General features: G+C 41.2%; 12 protein-coding genes. 10 read left to right on the top strand and 2 right to left on the bottom strand.

Translation table 11 applies throughout. The annotated features are described in order from the left end of the window. The 5 genes from H6614_03025 to H6614_03005 all read left to right on the top strand — a co-directional run bounded on the left by H6614_03025 (window position 1) and on the right by H6614_03005 (window position 9,267). Window positions 1–1,080, top strand: coding sequence for a hypothetical protein (locus tag H6614_03025; protein ID MCB9242621.1), 1,080 nt, complete (start codon window positions 1–3; stop codon window positions 1,078–1,080). Beyond that, on the top strand, window positions 1,040–2,551 hold the full coding sequence (locus H6614_03020) for an oligosaccharide flippase family protein (GenBank protein ID MCB9242620.1): 1,512 nt from the start codon (window positions 1,040–1,042) through the stop codon (window positions 2,549–2,551). The genes H6614_03025 and H6614_03020 overlap by 41 nt, the downstream gene beginning before the upstream one ends. A 428-nt stretch (window positions 2,552–2,979) precedes the next feature. Next, the gene (locus H6614_03015) at window positions 2,980–3,408 is read left to right on the top strand and encodes an Hsp20/alpha crystallin family protein (protein MCB9242619.1); all 429 of its coding nucleotides are present in this window, start codon (window positions 2,980–2,982) and stop codon (window positions 3,406–3,408) included. A 255-nt stretch (window positions 3,409–3,663) separates the two neighbouring features. Then, the gene (gene dnaK / locus H6614_03010; GenBank protein MCB9242618.1) at window positions 3,664–5,643 is read left to right on the top strand and encodes a molecular chaperone DnaK; all 1,980 of its coding nucleotides are present in this window, start codon (window positions 3,664–3,666) and stop codon (window positions 5,641–5,643) included. 267 nt (window positions 5,644–5,910) lie between these two features. Then, window positions 5,911–9,267 carry an ATP-binding protein gene (locus tag H6614_03005; protein MCB9242617.1) on the top strand — a complete coding sequence of 1,119 codons (3,357 nt, stop codon included), beginning with the start codon at window positions 5,911–5,913 and terminating at the stop codon, window positions 9,265–9,267. A 746-nt stretch (window positions 9,268–10,013) separates the two neighbouring features. Here the strand turns inward: H6614_03005 and H6614_03000 are convergent. Further along, window positions 10,014–11,195, bottom strand: coding sequence for a hypothetical protein (locus tag H6614_03000; GenBank protein MCB9242616.1), 1,182 nt, complete (start codon window positions 11,193–11,195; stop codon window positions 10,014–10,016). A 358-nt stretch (window positions 11,196–11,553) separates the two neighbouring features. On the opposite strand from H6614_03000, the gene H6614_02995 reads away from it, so the two are divergent. Next, window positions 11,554–13,026: a tyrosinase family protein gene (locus H6614_02995; protein MCB9242615.1), complete on the top strand. Its 1,473-nt coding sequence runs from the start codon at window positions 11,554–11,556 to the stop codon at window positions 13,024–13,026. Window positions 13,027–13,070: 44 nt separating this feature from the next. Here the strand turns inward: H6614_02995 and H6614_02990 are convergent, their stop codons facing one another. Further along, a complete protein-coding gene (locus H6614_02990; GenBank protein ID MCB9242614.1) occupies window positions 13,071–14,825 on the bottom strand; it encodes a GIY-YIG nuclease family protein in 1,755 nt (584 codons plus the stop codon). 441 nt (window positions 14,826–15,266) lie between these two features. On the opposite strand from H6614_02990, the gene H6614_02985 reads away from it, so the two are divergent. The 4 genes from H6614_02985 (at window position 15,267) to H6614_02970 (ending at window position 21,851) form a co-directional block, all read left to right on the top strand. Further along, window positions 15,267–17,024, top strand: a complete 1,758-nt coding sequence (locus H6614_02985; protein MCB9242613.1) for a peptidylprolyl isomerase — start codon at window positions 15,267–15,269, stop codon at window positions 17,022–17,024. Between the two features lie 19 nt (window positions 17,025–17,043). Next, window positions 17,044–18,327 (top strand): peptidylprolyl isomerase, encoded by a 1,284-nt coding sequence (locus H6614_02980; GenBank protein ID MCB9242612.1) that lies wholly within the window; start codon window positions 17,044–17,046, stop codon window positions 18,325–18,327. A gap of 45 nt (window positions 18,328–18,372) precedes the next feature. Further along, window positions 18,373–20,475, top strand: a complete 2,103-nt coding sequence (locus H6614_02975; protein MCB9242611.1) for a hypothetical protein — start codon at window positions 18,373–18,375, stop codon at window positions 20,473–20,475. Window positions 20,476–20,540: 65 nt separating this feature from the next. Then, a complete protein-coding gene (locus H6614_02970; GenBank protein MCB9242610.1) occupies window positions 20,541–21,851 on the top strand; it encodes a T9SS type A sorting domain-containing protein in 1,311 nt (436 codons plus the stop codon). Window positions 21,852–21,853 lie beyond the last annotated feature (2 nt).

Raw genomic sequence — 21,853 nt, 5'->3', positions numbered from 1 at the left:
TTGGCTAAACCCCGTGTCTTACATATTGCGCCGCAGAACTTTGCCGGTATGCCAATGGACTTTACCCTAATGCAGCGCCGGACCGGATATGAATCACGTCTTGTTACAATTTTTCAAAACACGCTTAACTTTGAAGAAGATATTACTCTTGGGATCAAACTCCCCTCCGGCTCTCTCGCGTCTAAATGGCGCAACTCTAAAATGGAATGGGCAGGCTCCGCTTCCCGTGATCTTAAATACATAAAACCGAAGAACACCGCTGAAAATGTTTACTTCGTTTTCCGCGATCTGATGAATAAGTTCAAGATAGAAGACATTATCAAAAAATACGACCTGGATAAATTTGACATTTACCATTTCGATGGTGGAATGGATTTCTACCGTGACTCCCGATTTGCCATTGAAATGAAAAAACGGGGAAAGAAGATTGTTTGCTGTTATTATGGAAGTGACCTTCGTACACGCGGTATTTTTAAAGAACTGGATGATATCAGCGATTTAAATCTAACGGTAGAGTTCGACCATATTGATCTTTATAAGGGAATTAATTATCTGTTCTTTCCTTTTGACGTAAAAAAGTACGAGATAAAAGAAAGGAATAACCCGCTTATAAAAATCATTCATTCCCCTACCAACCGTAAATTTAAAGGTACTGACAAAATACTACCGATTATTGCTGAAATTGAAAAAGAACGGCGGATTGAGTTTATACTGATCGAAAATATGGACCGAAACGCTCTACTCGAACTGAAACAGACATGCGACCTCGCAATTGACCAGGTCGGCGGTGAGATGGGCGGAAGCGGGTACGGGAAAAACTCCATCGAAAATCTCTCAATGGGTATCCCGACTTTCACGGAGTTCTCTGTGGATTATCTCAATTTTATCCCGGAAAATCCAATGATTCACTCCACTATCGATACATTAAAGGGGAATCTTCTTTCGATAATCGACAGTGAACAGCTCCGTAAAGATAAAATAACCGAAGGTCGCCGATGGGTGGAAAAGTACCACTCCTTCGAAGCAGTTAACGAAAAGCTTGAAGAATTGTATCGTAAACATAATATTGCTGATGTCTGAGGAAAACACATCACATGTTAAGACGCTCTTCTCGCACACCGTCTACTACGGTATGGGGCTTTTCCTTAACCGCTCGCTGTCTGTTTTGCTGCTGCCGCTTTATACCGATTATTTTTCCTCGCAGGAACTCGGTGTTTACTCGCTTATCTTCTCCCTCTGGATTTTTCTGAATATACTATATATGTTTGGTACGGAAACGTCATTTCTCAAATTCTTCATCGACGCCAAAGACCAAACAGAAAAAGCACGCATTTACTGCACCACGCTCACGATGATCTCTGTTACTTCAGCCGTCTTTTCCGTAATTCTGTATTTTACGTCCGGTGCTATAGCTGAACTCATTAAATTCGACAATATTCCGCAGGCAGCATTCTTAATAAAGATCCTCGCCTTGCTCATTTTCTTCGATGCGCTGTCACGTTACCCGTTACTATTGCTCCGCGCTAACCTTAAAGCAAAAACATACGCTGTCATTACAGCCATATCACTGGTGATAAATCTCGGTCTTAACCTCATTCTCATTATCGGATACCACTTTGGTATCGAAGCAATTTTCTATGCCTACATCGCGTCCGTCATTTTCACGCTCATCGCCGGACTTATCGTTACCCGTGAATATTTGCTCCCGAAAGTCTCGACTCAACTAATGAAGGAGCTCGTCTCTTATGGTAACAAATTCATCTACATCGGCATTTTCGTTATCCTGATTAGCCAGTCCGACCGCTACTTCCTTAAATATTTCTTTGACGAATCGCTAGTAGGTATATACTCGGCTAATTACCGTCTTGCATCCGTAATGACGCTCGCCATCGCCTCTTTTAAATTCGCCTGGACGCCCTACTTCCTTAACCTCGCGGAAAACCCAGACAGCAAGAAGGTCATCGCCAACGTTTTCACATATTTTGTCTTTATCGCGCTTTCCATATTTCTATTTTTCTCGTTCTTCACCGCGCCTCTCGCTAAAATTAATTTCTTCGGCATACACATACTTGCTCCCGAATATTGGTCCGGGCTTGGCATTCTCCCGCTGATCCTAGGCGCGTACTTCTTCCTCGGCCTCGCGGACAATCTCAACGCCGCGCCGTTCCTGAAAAACAAAACCTCGCTCCTCCTCCTCGCCTCAGCCATCGCATTCATCGTTAACATCATTCTTAACTTTATCCTTACTCCCGTATACGGCATCTTTGGCGCATCCTGGGCTATTCTAATCACATACATTGTACAGTTCATTGCTTTATACATTATCTCCCAGCGTATCTTCCCCGTTAATTACCAGCTCGGGAAGCTATCCGGTATTTTCCTGCTTACTCTCGTTTTCTTTGTTGGCGGCTCACTCGTTCATGCATTACAGGACGTCTCGATAAAATATATCCTCCTTATCCTCGCCTCATTATTTATGGTTTACCTATCCACCTTGCAGGCAACCGGCCTCATCGACCTCCGCAAAACCAGATCCCTATTCAAGAAATAATCCTTCTCCAATTTGTCATTCCCGCGGAGGTGGGAACCGCCAGTTAGGCGAAGCCAATCTAGATCCATAACTTCCGGACGTCAATAACAGCTAATTCGGTTTAATCACTTCGAACGAGCCACTATTCCATAATCACCAAAGGTGATTCAAACGGCCGTGCGGAAATTGCCGGTCGAGCGAGCCGCAGGCATTAAGTCTTTTCTCCGCGTACTCTGTGCCTCTGTGGCAATTTCATTTCACTGACATATCTGTCACTCCCCTGTCTTTCCTGTCACTCCTTTTGACATTTCTTTCACACTTAGTGACATATAATTCGCTATTTAGCTTTGGCACGCTCCTTGCTATAGTATATTATGAGTTTGAAAAATTTTTCACATTCTGAATTAACAGAGTTTAAAAACAAAATTAACATTTAAGGAGAACAACCCATGAACTTAGTTAAATTTAACAAACCAAAAGGATTAGCTTCATTCGATGAAGCAATAGACTCGATCTTCAGCGATTGGGCTGGTATCAGCAGGAATATTAACGTTACCCCGAGGACAGAGATCAGGGAAGACAACGACAATTTCTACCTGACCCTCGAAATGCCGGGCGTTAAGAAAGAGGACGTTAAAGTTAACATTGAAAACGGTGTCCTTTCAATTAAAGGCACCAAAAACAAAGAAACCAAGACCGAAAATGAAAACGTGCTTATGAGCGAAAGATACTACGGCGAGTTCAGCCGCAGCTTCAATCTTTCCAAGGACATAAAGACCGACGCTATCGACGCAGAGTTTAAAGACGGTGTATTAAACATCGTTCTTCCAAAAGTCGAAGAAGCCAAGCCGGTCGTAAAAGAAGTGACTATTAAGTAAGACCACGAATGCAGAACAACACGAAACGGTGAGCGGTCCGACGGGTCCGCCTCACCTTTCGTTGTTTATTAGACCAAACAGAAATGATATACTGGGATGAAATAATCGGACGTATACTTGGATTTTTCTTCGAGCTATTTTTGAATGTTGTATTCGATGATTGTTGTGATAAAGATAAATAACTTTTTTAACATAACCCAAAATTTTTAAAACCGGCTTACTTCGAAAGAGTTTTAAAAAGAAAGGAAAACAAAAATGGGAAAAATAATTGGAATCGACCTGGGTACTACGAACTCCTGTGTCGCCGTTATGGAAGGTAGCGACCCCGTCGTTATCCCCAATGCTGAAGGACACCGGACTACACCGTCCGTCGTGGCTTTCACAAAGAACGGAGACAGGCTCGTAGGTGATGCCGCCAAAAGGCAGGCGATCACAAACCCGCAGAACACCATATCCTCCATCAAGAGGTTCATGGGTCGCAGATATGATGAGGTCACAGATGAGATTGGCAAGGTTCCGTACAAAGTGATCAAAGGCGAAAACGATACCGCGCGTATCGAGATCGACGACCCGGCTACTGGACAAAAGAGAGTTTACTCTCCGCCGGAGATTTCCGCTATGATTCTTCAAAAAATGAAGAAGACCGCGGAAGACTATCTCGGACAGCCAGTTACAGAAGCCGTCGTTACTGTCCCTGCTTACTTCAATGACTCGCAAAGGCAGGCAACAAAAGACGCCGGAAAGATCGCCGGACTCGATGTAAAACGTATTATAAACGAACCCACGGCGGCAGCGCTTGCCTACGGTCTCGACAAAAAGAAAGCTAACGAAAAAGTCGCTGTGTACGACCTTGGCGGTGGTACATTCGATATTTCCATACTGGAACTCGGTGACGGCGTTTTCGAAGTGAAATCCACCAACGGTGACGGTCACCTCGGTGGTGATGACTTCGACCAGGTGCTCATTGATTACCTCGCCGACGAATTCCAGAAAAAAGAAGGCGTCGATCTCCGCAAGGACCCGATCGCTCTTCAAAGACTAAAAGAAGCCGCGGAAAACGCCAAAAAGGCGCTCTCTACTTCGACTTCTACGGAAGTTAACCTTCCGTACATCACGGCTACGCAGGACGGAGCTAAGTTCCTCCTCGAAACCATCACGCGTTCTAAATTCGAACAGCTCATCAGCGACCTCGTTGACAGAACGGTTGGACCGTGCAAAAAAGCTCTCGAAGACTCAGGCTTCAGCGCTAATGAGATCGACGAAGTTATTCTCGTCGGTGGCTCTACCCGTATCCCGCTCGTTCAGGAGACGGTGAAAAAGATATTCGGCAAAGAACCACACAAAGGTGTTAACCCGGATGAAGTCGTCGCGATCGGCGCCGCTATTCAGGGCGGTGTGCTTGCCGGTGACGTACAGGACGTGCTCCTGCTCGACGTTACCCCGCTCTCGCTCGGTATCGAAACTCTCGGCGGTGTGATGACAAAGCTCATCGAAGCCAATACGACTATCCCGACCAAAAAGTCGCAGACATTCTCGACCGCGTCGGATAATCAGCCCTCTGTAGAGATACACGTGCTTCAGGGTGAACGCCCTATGGCGAATGACAATAGGACGCTCGGACGCTTCCATCTCGATGGAATACCCCCGGCTCCAAGAGGGCTCCCGCAGATCGAGGTCACCTTCGACATCGATGCTAACGGTATCCTCAACGTATCCGCCAAAGACCTCGGCACGGGCAAGACTCAGGATATCAAGATCACGCACTCCTCCGGTCTGAGTGATCAGGAGATAGAAAAGATGAAATCAGACGCTAAAGAACACGCTGAAGAAGACAAACAAAAGAAAGAACTTATAGACGTCCAAAACGAAGCCGACTCGATCGCGTTCCAGGGCGAAAAACAGCTCAAGGAACTCGGCGACAAACTCGATGCGGATACAAAGAGCAAGATTCAAGCCGCTCTCGACCGCGTCAACAGTGTAAAAGCAGGCACCGATAAAAATGAGATACGCTCCGCTATAGATGACTACAACAAGCTCTGGCAGGAAGCCTCCTCTAAAATGTATGAGCAGTCCGCTCAACAGCCGGGAGGACAATCCGGACCGCAAGGTGGTGGCGCAGGAAGTCAGACTCCCCCGCCCTCAGACGGAGAGCAGACACAGGGTGGTGGAAGCGAAGGCGATAACGTAGAAAACGCCGACTTCGAAGTAGTAGACGACGACAAAAAAGACGAATAACAAGCAACTATGTTTTAACCCCATATAGGCAGTAATAAATCCGAAAGGCAAGCTCATCAGAAGGCTTGCCTTTTTTGTTAGTATCTTATACTACTACCGAAGGTAGTCCCGTCCGAACTCGATTTATCGGATGGAGTCGAGATAGGTAGTAAAGCTAATGTAATTGGGCAGTTTAGCCAATTTATTTATAGTATTATCCTTTAGAAATATTGTTATTTTAAATGATTATAGTTATTTTTTAAAAAAAAATTAAAATAACAAATTGGTTTGGAGCATACAAAGTTACCTGATTGTTTGATAATTAATGAATTAGAGTTCAAGTCGGAATGTAGAAAGGACATAAATTTTAATTATATTTCTATCCTTGATTCTTTTCGTGAAAAGGTTTCAAATGAGACAAAATATATAAATTTACTTTTCGATGAATACACTCCCCATGATGAAGAAAATCATTTTTCGAGATTATTTCATAATGCTCAGATTCTTCTAGGGGAAAATTTGATTAAATCTTTGAATGCAACAGAACTATTTATTTTATCCTTATCCTTATATGGACATGACTGGGGAATGGCAATTAGCAAAGATGAAAAAGAATACATCTTAAGTAAAGGATTAAAGTATGAGAAAAATATTTCTGATTTTTGTTTAATAAGTGATGAGTGGCAAAGACTATTTAACTTTGCTACTGACGAACAAATTCCAATAAGTAATATAACTTTTTTAGCAGACATTCCATTAAAAAAATGGAGGGATTATATTAGAAAAACTCACGGTGATAGAAGTGGCGCTCGGATAAGAAAATATTTTGATACTATTAATAATGGAGTTGGGGAAGCAGCCGCACGAGTTTGTGAGGGACATTTATATGATTTTGAAAAATTAAACGATTATCAGAATTACCCAATATCTTTCTCTGTTTTAAATGAAAATATAAATATAAAAGCCTTAACAATTTATCTAAGGCTAATAGATCTTTTGGACATAAGTGAGCAAAGAACTCCTTTTATCTTGTGGAAGTTCATTAATCCAAGAGATCTCACTTCCAAACTTGAATGGCAAAAACATAGAGCTCTATATTCTATAACAACACGAGAGTATCTTTTAGGAAGAGTTATTCTTGTAACAGGAGGTACTGATGACTATATAGTTTATGCTAGTCTTACAGATTTAAGGATACTGTGCGAAAATGAATTGAACCAATGTAATAATCTTCTAGATCAAATGAATATTCAAAAATATTTTTTAGATCTAAAACACGTTGAGTGGAATGTTGATGCAAAAGGTTTTGTCCCAATCTCCATACAATTTGAATTTGATAGAAAACAAATGTTCAATATTTTAAGTGATGAAATTTATGACAATGATTCTAAAGTGTTTATACGAGAACTTTTGCAGAACAGTATTGATGCTATTCATTTAAGAAGAAAGCTACTAAATCTAAAACAAATAAATTTTATCGGACAAATTGATGTGTCCATAGACCAGTACACGAATGGAATGGTTGTTACAATAAAAGATGATGGGATTGGTATGGATGAATACATTATCAAGAATTATTTAAGTATTGCCGGAAAAAGTTATTATAGAAGCAATGAATTCATAAGAGAAGGATTAAATATCGATTCTATATCTAGGTTTGGAATTGGTATATTAAGCTGTTTTATGGTCGCTGAGGGAATAGAAATAGAAACACATAGAGATCAATACATTAGCAATAGTCAAAATCTACTAAAAATAAAAATCCCATCAGTTGATAAACAATTCAGAATAGAATCAGTTAAATCAACTAATGAAACACCAATCGGAACTAAAATTAATATTTATATAAATAATGAAATTTTAGATAGAATAGGTGAGGAATTTGATGAAAATAATTTAGTGGAATATATTAAAACAATTGCTGGGTTTGTTGACATTCCTATATTGATTAAAACTAAAACCAGCAAAGTACTAGTGATTAATAATGAATACAAAGATACATATTTAAACTTTCAAAAAGATAATTTTGAAATACACTCGATTGATTTAGAATATCCTACGAATGAAATCTTCGAAGAATATAGTTCTTACTTAGCTGATGAGTTATTTCTTAAATTAGATTTTGATTTAAAAATCGATTTAAAATTGGAAAATGTTAATGGATCACTCTCCTATATGATACCTAAACAAGCTGATATGGATCTATTAATGAATGATGAGTATAATTTTAGTTATGATGAAGCAAAAGTTATTAATCGATCTGACACAATACCCCCATCTACAAGATTTAACTGGTCCGAAACCTGGACATCATACACTGTGAATGATTATGAAAGTGAAGTTTTCAATTCAAGATTACCCTATAAGGTTTACTTAAACGGAATATTATTATCAAATCCGGAACCTCCAGACTATGAAGAATATGAGCTAGGTTATATGAAGTTAGATCAAAAATATAGCGATTACTTACAATCCAAGATGGAACCAGAAAAATATTATTTCCCAGTCCCCCAATTGATTGCAAACTTTGAGAACTCAGAGGATATAAAGATTAACATAAGTAGATCAAAAATACAAAATTTTAAATGGTATGATAAGATTTTTCATAATCATCTAAGTTTAATTTATGAAAAATATATAGAAAAGGTTTTTGATCTAAATCCGATTGAAAAAATCTATTCTCTATGTAGATTAATCATTTTCCATTACATTAATATTATTGATTTATTTGAGAGTACAGTATTCAATAATGACTTATGGCCAATACCATTTATCACCGAGTCTGGATCTTATATTGTCCAAGACTTTAAAGATTGTGGGAACATAATATATTTATTTCCAGCAGCCATTAGTGACGAGTTATCAAACTATTTAATGAGTATTTATTTCCCAAATTTATATATAGATAAATATCTGAAAAATTGGAAAGGTGAAAAATCAATGTTATTTTCAAACTCATATAAACGGAGGCAAAATATAACTTTTACTATAGACTCTATAATAAATTTTCAAAGGTTTTTGCTGAATGCTAATTATGAGTTTACGCAAATAAAATTTGTCTACTTTAACTCTAAAAAAATTATCTACCAAGAGATATTTGAAAGGATAGTTAAAAAACCAGAGTTATTTGACGTAATAAGAAAAGATTTTAAAGTAAACCCTTATAATGCCTCAGAATTGAGGATTTTGAATGAAAATGTGTTCGAATATATACGTATTCCAAAAATTGTAAAATTTTCAAGTCCCTATGAAAAATATGCTTTTGTTGAGTGGGACTTAATCAACTCTGCTCATGAAGTTGGAATCTTTTTGTTAACAATTTACACAAGGATACTAAAAAAAACTAATGATGATGACTTTACAACTTTTATAAAAAAATTCAAGTATTATTATGATATATTACCCTTTGTTTCATTTTCTCATTATGGAGAACTCGATATTGATAAAATTAATGACAATCTATCAAATCTTATAGATTTTCTAATTGAAAATGGAATACTTGACCAAAGCCATAAAGATTTTTCAATTAAAACTGATTTTTTCATTCCCGAGTATTTTGAATGCAAAGAAAATCATGTTGAAACTAAATTCATTTTGTATGACTTAGTGAACGTCGATGATAAATTTGGTAATGCAATTAAGTAATTCTTTTAAAATATCCGAGATTATACAAAAAGAAAAAAAGTATATATACGCATCTAACCCTTTTCTCCTTACATCCTCCCCATTTTCACACTATCTTTACACTTTACTCAGGAGGGCTTATGCCTTACCTAATCAACCTACAAGCGGTATGCCTCCGTTAGAGGTACATTACGCGTTCGGTCCTTGACCGGATTAGAACATGTGTAAAATGGGAGAATATAATACCTGTCTCTATTCCTCCCCCATTTATCAAAGGGGGGACCGAGGGGGGGGTAAAAATGTAATGCCGTTGTTGGTGTTATGGGTGAATGAAATGAACCCCCGCCAACAACTATTCTCGCCGAACTTTTGCCGTAGGCACTCCTTCGGAGAAATCAACCACGGTAACAGACTCGGGGTAGGAAATATTCTCGCCGAACTTTTGCCGTAGGCACTCCTTCGGAGAAATCAACCACGGTAACAGATTCGGTGTAGGAAATATTCTCACCGTTCTTTAAATCAACCTACCATGGTGAGGGGTGACTCCCTGCCATCATAGAAAAGTAAATATGTTAAAATTAGGTCTACGACCTAGTATAGGTGCGGGCGCGGGCGGTAAGCTTTCCGCGGTCCCAGTTTACCGGGACGGTAAGCCTCCCCCGTCCGCAGAGACAGCTTAGCTCATTGAAATAAGGATCATACAAAGACAAACAAAAAAGGCAACCATTATTAAATGACTGCCTTTGCATAAAAATCTTTAACGGCTCCTAGTGTCCCCAGAGCTCTTTTATGACGTTTACGGCAGCGCGGGGCTGGCGGTCGGCGGTGTACAGACCGAACCACTCTTCGTCCCAGTACTTGCCGGGGAAGTTATCCGTGTAATTATCTTTTGTGAAGTCGTGCGTGGACTTACTGCACGCGCAGGGGCTTCCGTAGCACGCCGGGCACTCCTGCTTCCACCACTCATCGCAGAACATGAACCAGAACACCCCCGCGATGGGATCATCGGGTTCGTCATCCGAACTGTTATTGTGGATCTCGTTCAGCACGTCCTCCGCGTATTCGCCCACATCGTCCGCGTTATCGGGCATCATCTTCGGCACGCCGTTCTCACGCACCGTTGCCGGAAAGCCCAGCTCGGTTATGAAGCACGGTTTCTTAGATGCCGACTGGTACGTCGAGTAAAAGTTACCCAGCGTCTTTCCCCGGAACACGTTGATCCCCCACACGTCGAGGTTCACCATATAATTGTTGCCGGCTTTTACCGATGCCATACCGTCGTCCACGAGCCCGGTGAACGTGAGCTTATTGGGCGCGATAGATTTCAGCGCGGCGGCTATCTTGTTATAGTTGGTCCAGAAGGCTGAGTTATTCACGTCGCCCCCAACGTTCTCGTTACCGAGCATATAGCCCATTATCGCCGGGTGGTTTTTCGTGCTTTCCGCCAGCTGTTTAAACAGCTTGAGCTTTGCATCGAATTCCCCGATGATAGTACCGGGCGGCATAAAATAACCCACCGCCACGTAGATCGGCTTGTTCCCGCCGTTGTAGCATTTATTGAGGAAGTCGTTGTGGTCCTTATCGGGATACCAGCTGTAAATTTTGATGGCGTTCACGCCCATGTCCCTCATCTTCTTTATGTCGGGCTCGTAGATATTGGAGTACTCCTTCATAAAGTAATCGCCATTGGGATAATCGTTCGGGTGCGATCCAACGGGTACCGGCTGGTAGCCCATCCCCTTCGCAAAGAATGGCTTGTTATTGAGCTTGACCTGGTATCCTTCGGTGGTCCAATTGGTCACGTCCTGCGGGCTCTGGATCTCTGTCCGGTCTTCATTTACTGATACGGGCTTTGTAAATGCCGGATTTTCGGGCGAAGTAAATTGGGTTCCCGCGAATATAAATGCCAGTATTACAGCGGGAATTGCTAAAATTGTAAATTTTTTCATGCGTATGGAGTTGGTTAAGAAATTGGTTGCGACATTGTGATAAGGAAATATAGTGAAAAATTAGTGTTAATTTAGGGAAAATGTGTGTCCCCGAAATGCCCCAGAAAGTGGATTTCTAGTTAAAAATTATCCGAAAACAAAGTTTACGATGTCTTTTTTGGTGTGGCGCTCGGTTATTTCAAGGATGTGGTTACGGACTTCCAGTTGGAAACTCCCGGGAACAGTCTTTAAAGTAATTTTATAAATGTTTTAACCCTTATTATATATTGTTATTACAGTTAATATATAAATATTGGTGTAAACTTATAGTGTACTATTGCGGTTTTAATTTATTGTTTGTATTTTCCTAAAAAAAGCTATGGGAAAAGACGAAAGTTTTAAAAAGTGGAGCAGAAAAGAATTTATTTATTTATCCACGATGGGCATTGCCTCCCTTGCATTGCCACTTTGGTTTGGCGGGTGCGAACAAATCGAAGAAGCCATACGGAACAGACCAATGCGAAGATATATCCGCGATGGTTCTCCGGAATTAGACGATATGATCGCAATCTATAAAGAAGCAGTCAACATCATGAAGTCGTTACCATCTACAGACAAAAGAAACTGGGATTATCAAGCGAATATTCATTATTATCATTGTTCACATAGGAATTGGTTTTTCTTTCCCTGGCACAGAGCATATCTGTATTACTTTGAGACTATATGCAGAAAACTCACAGGTGAAAACAGCTTCGCATTACCTTACTGGAATTGGTCTTTAAACGACAGAAAAATTCCTTCGCAATTCTGGGGAAGCACTAACCCATTGTATGAATCAAACAGAATTGCTAATGCGTCATTCCAATTCGACATAGCAACTGTCGGTGAGACAAATCTGGCCAACTTACTTGGCTATGATTTTATTTCTTTTGCAGTTAACTCAAGTCTATCTGGCCCGGGACAGGTTGAATCAGGTCCACATAATCATATTCACAGCAATATTGGGGGAATTATGAGCACTTTTCACTCCCCATTAGACCCGATATTCTATTGTCATCATAGTATGGTGGATTATATGTGGGCAGTATGGAACATAAATTGCGGGAATGAAAATACTTCCGATCCCAACTGGAAAGATCATACTTTTAACAATATCTTTGTAGACTGGAATGGGGATGACATAGATACAGTCTCAGTTTTAGGAACTATCGCTTTGCCCTTAATTACTTATAAGTATGAGTTAAGTCCTCCTTATGAAACTATCTGCCCAAACAACTTTAATAGATTTACAAGCGAGAAAGACAATGAATTTATAGCATTCAGGAAAAAATTAGAAGAAGGTGTTGACATAAGGATGGAATACAAATTACAAACTCCAATAGGTAAAGGAATCGAGATCTATTCTTCCAGGAAGAATACAACATTGGAAGTAAAAGTAGGACAAGACCTAATAGAGATGTCATCAAATCCAACAGACAAAAACAAAGTGCTTCTTTCTCTGGAAGATATCAAACAGCCAATCGAAAGTAACTTTTTTGTAAGAGTTTATGTCAATATGCCTGAGGCGACAAAAGAAACTTCAACAGACAATGTCCATTACGCAGGTAGTTTTGCATTCTTTTTCGACCCAACCGCTGAGAATCATCACGGAAGCATGAACAATACTTTTATAGTCGACCTAACCCGCACAATGAAGGAACTTAAAAAAGCCGGAGAAAGAACTGATTCAACAAATTTTACAATAACATTTATTATAGTTCCTTCAAACGATAAAGTAGCTTTACCCGACTTCAGTTTTTTTATAAAAGAGATTAAGTTAGGTGTAGGAACAGTAATCATTAACAATAAATAATCAGATAAAGTTATGATTCCCGAACTACCACGAGATTAACATCCTCATCCGAAAACGAAGTTTACGATGTCTTTTTTGGTGTGGCGCTCGGTTATTTCAAGTACGCGGTTTCGGTCGCGGTTGAGCGCGAGCCAGTTGGAAATGACCTTTATCTCGTCCAGCTCCTGCGGTGTGTATTTATGCCGTGCGAACTTGCTAATCGAAAAGAATAGGTAATCCGTCGTGTCGGTTATCTCCCCCATTAAATCCTTTTGATCCATATCGACACTTGAATCCCGCTGGGGCTTGCGAAGCGTATAAGTCTGCACCAGTTTTCCGTTATGAATGAAGAATACCTCGCGCGCCTTGCGGTTATCACATTTGATAATGATCTTCTTATTATTGATAGCGGAGGTAATGACCTTCTGGTAGCTCAGCACCTTCTCTATGTCCTTTAACCTGTCACGTATAAATGCCGCCTGCTCGTACTCGAAATTCTCGGCAAAGTCGTCCATCTTCTTCAATAATATCCTCTGTACCGACTCCGGTTCGGCTGAAGTTATGTAGCGGTGCACACTATCCACCTCCTTACGGTAATCCGAGAGCGCCTGTGTTAAGTTACACGGGGCGTGACACTGCCCTATATCGTAATACATACACGTAGAGTGATTGCGTGACGGCTTGAACTTCTTTTCGTCGCATTTACGCAATTTGAACTGCGCGTTGATATCCTTCACAAGCTTATTCACCGTCAGTCCGCTGGAAAACGGTCCGTAATAGTTAGCGCCATCGTTCTCTATCTCGTACACCTTTTCCACTCGAGGATAATGATTCTGCACGTCAATCTTGATGAACGGATGGAAGCGGTAACGCTTGATAGCGGAGTTGAATATAGGTTTCTCCTTCTTTATAAGGCGTGACTCGAGTATCAGCGCGGAGAGTTCGCTATCTGTGAGCTGGAAATCCACAGAGTGCACATTGGCGAGCATCTTGCGTATCTTGTGAGACAGTTCGTCATTGTGGCGGAAGTAAGACGACACGCGGTCCTTGAGTGATTTCGCCTTGCCGATGTAAATGGGGTCCCCGTTCCGGTTCCTCATAAAGTACACGCCCGGGTTGTCGGGCAGTGTGCGGAGGTCGAGCTTAACCCTGCGGAGCGCGGGCGATTTCTTCTGGGAAGTGTAGATCCGCGTATTCTGGAATTTCAACACCTCGTACGTATGCTCGAAGTCGTAATCATCCGCCATCTTATTGAGGAAGTGAATGAGTATTTTAGCGGTAGCGAGCGCGTCATCGTAAGCGCGGTGATGATTGTCGAGCGGTATTTCCAGGTGGTTCGCTACATTGGCAAGCGACTTACTTTTGAGGCGTTTGAGGATGCGGCGTGCCAGCTTAGCGGTGCATAGCGTTGCCATGTTCAGACCAAGCGGGTCGGGGTTGCGGAGGAACGACTCGCGGACGAAGTTATAATCGAAGCGGACGTTATGCCCGACGAAGATCGTGTCGTGGGGCAGAGCAAGAGTCCTTCCCCTTCCCTTCGGGAAATCACTGTCGCAAATAAATCTGACCAGCTTATCCGATACCTCACTGAAAACCGGTTTATTCATTACCATCTCATTGGTGATTCCGGTGAGGTACTGGATACCCGTTGGAATGTGCTGACGGGGATTTATTAACGTTGTTAATTTATCGGTGATCTCAAAGCCCTGGACTTTGATAAGGGCTATCTCGGTGATGCGGTTATTGAATGCGGAGCCTCCTGTGGTCTCGACATCGCACACAATAAAGTTTGTATCGAAAAGTGAAATTTTATCGCCCATCCGCCTGTTTAGATAGAGTCGGAACGTTGTTGTTTGTCAAATTTCCGAAAAATAGAGGAAAATATAAAGAGGAAATATAAGTTTATTTCGTTGTATGATATTGAAATAGAATAAATTATCTGCCTCGTCCCATACACATGGATCTAGATTCCCGCCTGCGCGGGAATGACAAACATTTGGGAGAAAAAATAAGAGGATAGGAGCGATCCCCATATGATATTAGGATTATTATTGATGGACGGGGAATTACCACGTCGTCCAAGAAAATGGGGACTCCTTGTAATATTTTTTTTATGCGAAAAGATAAAGAATAAAAATCTGTAATACATAAATTTATTAGGAAACATGGCTATACATTGACTTGTTATTAGAGGGGGAAATGGTTAAAATTGTAGTTTATGTCAAAAAATCCAGAGTAAAATAAACCCATAAGTAATTAACATGATAAAAACAAAATATCCAATATATTTTGCACTAATTATAATAGCATGCTTCGGAATAGCTCTTGTCGCATGCTCATCGAAAAAAACGAAGGTTGTGGCAGAGGTAGGCGATGAAAAGATCTATCTCGAGGACTTTGAAAACCAATTTTTGAAGACAGTAAACAATATTGATTCAGCAAAGAAGACCACTCTCGACCAGAGAAAAGAATTTCTCGACCTACTGATAAAATTCAAATTAAAAGTAAAGGATGCCCGCGACAGAGGACTGCTCGAGTCAGCTGATATACAGAACGATCTCAATGAATACAAGAAAAATTTCCTATCAACATTCCTAATCGATCAGAAAGTAATAGAACCAAACATACAGAAGCTCTATGACATGAAAAAATACGAGGTCAGAGCTTCCCATATTTTGATAAACCTTCCTCCGAATGCACCGGCAGAGGATTCAATAAAGGCATATCAAAAAGCACAACAAGTGCTCGACAGGCTTAACAACGGTGAAGACTTCACAACCGTTGCGAAAGAAATGTCGGAAGACCAAACGGTACAACAAAACGGCGGTGACCTGTATTATTTCACCGGCGGAATGACGGTACCTGAATTCGAAGACGCAGTATATGCCATGAAGGTTGGTGATATTACAAAAGAGCCTATCAGGACACAATTCGGACTTCACATCGTAAAGCTCACGGATAAGAAGGAAAGAGTCGAAAGTATAAAAGCATCACACATTTTAATTCAGAACAAGACTGACAGTCTCGGCAACATAGTCGATACTCTAGAAGCATACAATAAAGCGCAGGAAATACTACAAAGAGCAAGGAACGGTGAAGATTTTGGCGAGCTTGCAAAACAATTTTCACAAGATCCGGGTTCCGCTCCAAACGGAGGCGACCTTGGATACTTTGACAGAAGAAGAATGGTGCAGGAATTCGACAGCGCGGCATTCTCTCTTAAGAAGGACGAAATATCCGACGTAATAAAGACAAGATTCGGATACCATATTATCAAATTGACGGACATAAAGGAATATGAGCCATTTGAAAAGCAGAAGGATAAGCTCAAATCGGAATTCAAGAGAAGCCAGCAGTACAAGGGCGAGTACAACAAGTATCTCGAACAGGTAAGGGATAAGCTTGATTTCGAAATAAAGGACGACGGATTTGCGGTTCTTACGGCTAAATTCGACTCAACAAAGACGATCGGAAGCAACAATACGGACAGCATATTCACGGAACAAGATAAAGAAACCATAGTTGCAACATATGACGGCGGTGAGATAAAGATCAAGGACATCATACAGCAAGTCACCATTAACAAGGAATTCGCAAACAATGCGGCGAACTACAATACTCTTCAGAGCATAGTGAAAAACTCGGCTGAATTACCACTGCTGAACGTAATGGCTGAGAAGGAAAATGTCGAAAATAATGATGATTACCTGGCACTTTTAAAGGAATACGAAGACGGATTATTGAGCTTTAAGGTCGACCAGGAAGAGCTATGGAGCAAGATCCAGATCACAGATCCGGAAATGCAAAGTTATTATGAAGCAAATAAGGAAAAATATGCGTATAAAGATGGAGAGGAAACAAAATACAGGGATTTCAGCGAAGTAAGGTCGGAAATATCCAATATACTACAGCAGGAGAAATTTAAGGAAATGGAAAAGCAGTATGTTGAGAACCTAAAGCAGAAATATCCTGTTGTTATAAAGGACGAAGTATTAACCGAAGCATTCACGGAAGATTAATCTAAGGACGAACATTAGAATGTCGAAAAAAGCAATTTTATTATTTGTACTGATGATCCTCTTTGCCGGGACGGGATATTCCCAGCCCAAGCAAGGAGACAGGATCTTAGCAGTTGTGGGTAACGACGTGATATTAGAATCAGATTTTCAGTACCAGGTACAGGTGTACGCAAGACAAAACCAGCTTCAAGAAGTAACCCCATCCATTGCCCAGCAGATATTCCAGCAGATGCTGACCGATAAGATAATCTATGCAAAGGCAGTACAGGACAGCGTAGAAATAAGCGAGGAAGATATAAACAGGGAGCTGGATTACAGGATACAATCTCTGATAGAGCAGGTAGGTTCGCCTAAACAGCTGGAAGAGATATACGGAATGTCGCTTGGAAGGATCAAGCTATTGCTGAAGGACGACCTCGAAAAGAAACTGAGAGCAGACAGGCTTAAACGCGAGAAATTCAGAGGCGGTATTAAAATATCGGACAAGGAAGTACGGGAATTTTACGAAACATACAGGGACAGTTTGCCGGCGGCGAGTTCAGAATATGAGCTATCGCAGATATATGTTACAAGAAAAATCTCCGACACGGAGAAAGATCTCGCGAAGCAAAAAGCATTACAGATACTTGACAGCATAAAGGCAGGCGCAAATTTTGAAGATCTGGCAAAAAGGAATTCCGACGACAAGGCTTCCGCAGTAAACGGAGGATACCTGGGACCGGCGGGAAAGGGAGTTTTCGTAAAGCCTTTCGAAGAAGCCTTATTCAGTATGACAGAAGGAGAAGTTTCCGAGCCAATTGAATCACAATTTGGGTATCATATAATAAAACTCGAAAATATAAACGGCGATAAGAGAACAGCACGCCACATTCTTGTCGAATTTCCAAAGCTAGAATCCTCAGACCTTGAAACAATTTCTTTCCTAAACGGTATAAAATCAAAGGTAGAGAACGGAGAGATGACCTTTAAAGAGGCGGCGTATGAGTTCTCTCAAGGGTCACAGGCTCAAACCGACAGCGGGTACGCAGGTTTAATACCTCTGACTTCGCTCGATAGCGCTGAGCTGGAAGCATTGACCAAAGTAAGCCCCGGCGGAATAACAGAGGCAATAAGGGTTGGAAGCGACGGTAATTACGGATACGAGATATTGATGTTACACAGATTCTCTCCTGAACATGAGCTAAACCTGACTGACGACTATGACCGAATAAAGCAGTTCGCGTTATACTTTAAAGAAAACAAAGAAATGGAAGACTGGATCAATGAGATCCGCGAGACAATATACGTTGACATACGATTTTAGAGAACGCGGAGCATAGCTCCGGATCATTCAGTATTACATGACATAATGAACTTTTTCATCAAGACCGAATACAATATTATTTTCTTTATAGTGATAATGATTGTATCGGTCTTGATCGCTTTTTACTACTACCGTAAGACCGCCCTATCAAAAAACCGCAGGATATTATTCACCATTTTAAGATCTCTTACACTTTTTTTTCTGCTGATGCTTCTCGCATCGCCGGTGATATCGTTTATATCGGTCCTACGGATAGAGCCTGTCAATATTTTTTTAATAGACAATTCGAAGAGTCTCTACCTCGAAGACAGATATAAATCATCCGACAGCACTTACAGAGATATTCTGCTTCCGATCAGTCCGGGAAGTGCCGAAAATAAGTTCTTTACGTTTTCCAAAGGTATCGGAAGTGAGATAGAGGATTCCATACGTTATTTTGAGATAGATAATAATGAAACTAACCTATCGGATGCGCTTTCCAGCCTGGAGGAGCTGTATGCGTCCGGTAATATCTCTACTGTGACTGTCGTCTCTGACGGCATGCTAAACGAGGGCGGGAATCCTTTGTTCACCGCACGTAAGCTTAATGCGCCGTTCAATTATTTTCTTATCGGGGATACAGTTCAAAAGAAGGATGTAGTAGTAAAGGATATATTCTACAATAAATCGTCTTTCATCGAGAGCTCCGTACCTTTAAAGGTAGAACTGAATTCGTTCGGATATTCAGAAAATGTAACGCTGAACCTTTACGAAGAAGACAAGTTGATCACATCGCAAACTATAACAGTATCGGGTAATAGAATTTTGTATAATGCGGATTTTAATATCACTTCCCTGACCCCGGGCATGAAGAAGTATAAGATCGAGGCAGTCCCGCTAAACGGTGAGATAACGGATAAGAATAACTACAGAGAGTTTTTCATAAAGTTCATAGATAATAAGTTCAAGGTGCTGGCACTATCGGGCGGTCCGAGCTATGAAAATGCCTTTGTGAAGGAAGAGATAAAGAAGATAGGTAATTTCGAGACAACCTTTCTCACGCAAAAAAGCGCAACATCATATTATGAGGGAGCACCCCCGGAGCTAGGGCAATTCAGGGTGTTTATACTTATCGGATACCCCATCGCAGTAAGTAGTAACGACATGCTAACGGGAATAAGGGATGCAGTAGAAAATAATAAAGCGTCGCTGTTCTTCCTGGCGAGCAAGAACACGGATTATTCGAAGCTGGCACTGCTCGAGAATAAGCTTCCCTTCCGTGCAAGCAACTATTCAGAGTCGGAAAGTGAAACAAGTGTAAAGACCGTGAGCATAGTCGAGAATGAGGCATTCGGGCGTAATGAGATATTGTCGTCGATAAACAATCTCCCTCCGGTATTTATCGGGGGGACGAACTTTATAGCGAATCCGTCGTCGGAGACAATACTACTTACTGCGTCATCGGAGCCGGCGTTCGTTGTCCAAAATACGAGCGATAATCACTCAGCGGCTATACTGGTACACGGGCTGTATAAATGGAGGCTGAGCCCGCGTAAAACGAACGGCGCAGAAGCTTTGAACTATCTGCTTTCGACAACGGTTGCATATATAGCTGATAAAGACAGGCAGAAGAAATTTTCCATAGAGACAACACGTCCCGTTTTTTCAAAGTATGAGGATGTAAAGTTCATTGCCTCGCTCAATGACCCGGAAATAATCGGCGGTGAAGCAATCCGGGTAAAAATAAACGGTACCGGGTTTAACGGAGAGCTGGAGCTGACAAAGATAAATAATACAACATTCGAGGGAGGCATCAGAGTCCCCGTGGATGGAGATTACACTTATACGGCTAGCCTGTATGTACGGGATCAATTCGTGGAGAGTGACGAGGGAAGGTTTTTGGTTGGAGAGAATAATTACGAATATCTAAATACAAGAGCAGATAACAGCATCCTATCAATATTGTCAAATGAGACGGGCGGAAAGAATCTTAGCGGATTAACCGGAAATGAGATATCGGATTTCCTGTCCGGGATCAATGATAAGTCATCGGATAAAATAGAATCGCTGAAGAATTTCAGTCTAAACATAAATCCGTACTTTCTATCGCTATTGATATTAATGTTGTGCGCAGAATGGTTCTTCAGAAAGCGCAATAATCTCCCATAATTATATAAGTGATTTTATAACAATTGTTTGTTATAATAACATAAGCAGGAATTTGGTTTAAAATATTGGTCCTTAGAATTAAAATATTGACAGCGGTATTGATGCTGACAATGGGAAGCACAGTTATGGCTCAAAATCCCTGGTCAAAGATCAATACACCCGTGGACGAAAGGCTCGAAGAAGTGTTCTTTCTGGACAGTCTGCGGGGCTGGGTGATCGGAGATTCCGGCGTGATAATGTACACTTCGACAGGCGGAAACAGCTGGGTATTGCAAGAAAGCGGTGTTAATTACGGTTTAATAGATGTATTCTTCCTAAATGATACCCTGGGTTGGGCTCTGGCATGGAAGATAGTTGGATCGGGCGGACCATACGGAACAGTGATGCTAAAAACCACAAACGGCGGAGTCAACTGGTCAAACCAAATGTACCCGGAGGACGACGTTTATTTCAACACTATATATTTCTACGATCTGCAGAACGGATGGATAGGAGGCTACCCCGGAAGATTATTATACACAACAGACGGGGGTGACAAATGGATAGATGCTTACGTCGATTCTTCATTTACCGCAAACTTCCCCGTAATAAAATTCGATTTTTACAACAGGGATAACGGATTAGGGTGCGGGGGAATAATAGACGTTGCCGGAGTAATATGGAAGACCACCAACGGAGGATTTAACTGGTCATCTGAGGCGGTAGGACCTGAACCCGTACAGGATATTCATTATTTTGATTCACTTAATATAATAGGCGTAGGCGGAGACTATGAATACGGGTCGGGTGTGGTAAGGTCGGATGACGGCGGGCGATCGTGGAATTATACCAGTCTTAATGTATTTGGTATAGCGGGGGCAATATCCTTTAGAAAACCGCTCGAAGGCTGGGCCCCATTGGGATTTGCTCAGCTTATGCTGTATACAACAGACGGAGGTAATAATTGGACTAATATTCCGACGCCGGATAGCTCTGTAATATATGATCTGCAATTTACCGATACGGCGCATGGATATGCCTGCGGAGAAAACGGCACCGTCCTTAAATACCATTACACAAACGTTGGAATAAATAATCCCTACACAGAACTACCTCTAAACTATACACTTTTTCAAAATTATCCTAATCCATTCAATCCGGTCACGGTTATCAGCTACGACTTACGAAACAATGCTTATGTTACATTAAAAGTATATGATATTAATGGACGTGAGATAAAGAGTAATAACAACGGGTTTAAGACTGCGGGAGAGCATTTCATTAACTTTAATGCCGACGGGCTGGCATCAGGAATCTATTATTATAATCTTACGATAACGCCTGTAAACGGCAGTGAAGTTATATCCGAAACTAAAAAGATGGTTCTGGTAAAGTAGGC

Source organism: Ignavibacteriales bacterium, assembly GCA_020635255.1.
In the GTDB taxonomy this organism is placed as follows: domain Bacteria; phylum Bacteroidota; class Ignavibacteria; order Tepidaquicellales; family Tepidaquicellaceae; genus JAEYVS01.
Note: the sequence above shows the minus strand (reverse complement) of the source record. Positions and strands in the feature narration are given on the sequence as shown.

What these genes read in the sequence shown, in the direction of transcription:
- H6614_03015 (MCB9242619.1), top strand. Translation starts at nt 2,980, where the DNA reads ATGAACTTAGTTAAATTTAACAAACCAAAAGGATTAGCTTCATTCGAT.
- dnaK (MCB9242618.1), top strand. Translation starts at nt 3,664, where the DNA reads ATGGGAAAAATAATTGGAATCGACCTGGGTACTACGAACTCCTGTGTC.
- H6614_03000 (MCB9242616.1), bottom strand. Translation starts at nt 11,195, where the DNA reads ATGAAAAAATTTACAATTTTAGCAATTCCCGCTGTAATACTGGCATTT.
- H6614_02995 (MCB9242615.1), top strand. Translation starts at nt 11,554, where the DNA reads ATGGGAAAAGACGAAAGTTTTAAAAAGTGGAGCAGAAAAGAATTTATT.
- H6614_02990 (MCB9242614.1), bottom strand. Translation starts at nt 14,825, where the DNA reads ATGGGCGATAAAATTTCACTTTTCGATACAAACTTTATTGTGTGCGAT.
- H6614_02985 (MCB9242613.1), top strand. Translation starts at nt 15,267, where the DNA reads ATGATAAAAACAAAATATCCAATATATTTTGCACTAATTATAATAGCA.
- H6614_02980 (MCB9242612.1), top strand. Translation starts at nt 17,044, where the DNA reads ATGTCGAAAAAAGCAATTTTATTATTTGTACTGATGATCCTCTTTGCC.
- H6614_02975 (MCB9242611.1), top strand. Translation starts at nt 18,373, where the DNA reads ATGAACTTTTTCATCAAGACCGAATACAATATTATTTTCTTTATAGTG.